Consider the following 1339-nt stretch of genomic DNA (forward strand, 5'->3'; position numbering starts at 1 on the left):
CCCACGAGGCCCATGGGGAGATCAAGGCGCAGGCAGAGCGTCAGGCCCCTGTGCTGTCGCCGGACGGCCATTGGCCACGGGAACGGTACGGGGAGGGGGAGCGAGAGGAGCCGGCGGCCTCCTGTTCCGCGCTCTCGCCGAGAGGGCATGAGACCGCGCCGCCCGATGCGCCGGTGGCGGCTGCGAGGCTGATCGAACCGAGGACGCTCGTTCCGTCACAGATGATCCGGTCCGGTGACGCCGCCGACGGGACGCCGTGAACTTCTCCAGCTGATCCACTCACTGCCACAGGAGGAACGGCGTTCCAGCTTCGTCCTCAAGCGCTCGACGCCCGCGAACTGGCCGCGCCGACGGGTGTTTTCCTGCGTGAGGTGCCACCCCCACCGCCTTCGGAGGCTGACCGATGCCGGCGCTACTCGCTGAGCGTGCCGGCATTCGTGCGAGACCTCGATGCTCTGCGGGACAGGCGCGCGAGCAGCTGACCCGCGCCGACGGCAACGTAAAGCACGACCAGAATCCCGAGTCCCAGATCGAGCCAGTCATAGGCCGTGCCCCTGAAGAGTGAGGCCCATGCCCGGGCACCCGCGACGGATCCGGCGACTACCAGCAGCACCGACGCCACGGCATACAACGCCTTCGCGGCCCTGGGGCGCCGCTCCTTGAGCAGTTCACCAGCCGCACNNCGGCGAAGCCATCGTGCGGCTCCAGGTGCCCCGACCCGATCGCGTCCACGATGTTGATCAAGACACCGATCAAGCCCACGACCAGTGCGCCTTGAAATGTACGGCGGCTCATCAACCCTCGCTTGCGGTCAAACCTCGGTGGCAGCGGATCAATCTTCGCTGTCACGGGACCTCTGTGACAGTACGGGGATGTGCGGGCAGTGCGGACCAGCCTGAGGGGCGCCTGCGCTCCGCTGCCGACAGGCCATCTGCCGACCGGAGCGGCCCAGCCGCATGGCGGCGGCCGGGCGCCGATCCCACCGACCCCACCGCGCTCGGCCCGGTCCCGCAGCCGCTGCCCGACCGGGACCCCGGCACCGGCCGCCGGGTGTACGGGACGACCAGCGGCTGGTACAGAGCGTCCTCGACGCGGCCGAGGCCGATGAAGTGGCCGGCCGGTCACGGTTGTTCGCGGGAGCGTGCTGTTCAAGGACGCCGACGGCTGAAGGCGACGGACTCGGTGAGGTGCCAGGTGACGACACCCAGGACGCGGGCGAGGTCGGCCCGGGGGTGCTCGGCGGCCCGCTCGACCTGGTGCACGTTCTCTTCGAGGACGGCGGCGGCGACGGCCTCGCGGTCGGGGAAGTGCCGGTAGAGGACGCCTTGGCCGACGCCGG

General features: G+C 70.5%; 1 protein-coding gene and 1 pseudogene. Both read right to left on the reverse strand.

The features are described 5' to 3' along the window. Positions 1 to 412 precede the first annotated feature (412 nt). On the reverse strand, positions 413 to 681 hold a 269-nt coding region (locus tag BFF77_RS36350), incomplete at its 5' end, for a hypothetical protein (RefSeq protein ID WP_211280346.1). A 485-nt stretch (positions 682 to 1166) separates the two neighbouring features. Continuing rightward, positions 1167 to 1339 (reverse strand): annotated as a pseudogene (locus BFF77_RS29420) (TetR/AcrR family transcriptional regulator); the annotation flags it as partial.

The organism is Streptomyces lushanensis (assembly GCF_001700515.1).
Taxonomy (GTDB): domain Bacteria; phylum Actinomycetota; class Actinomycetes; order Streptomycetales; family Streptomycetaceae; genus Streptomyces; species Streptomyces lushanensis.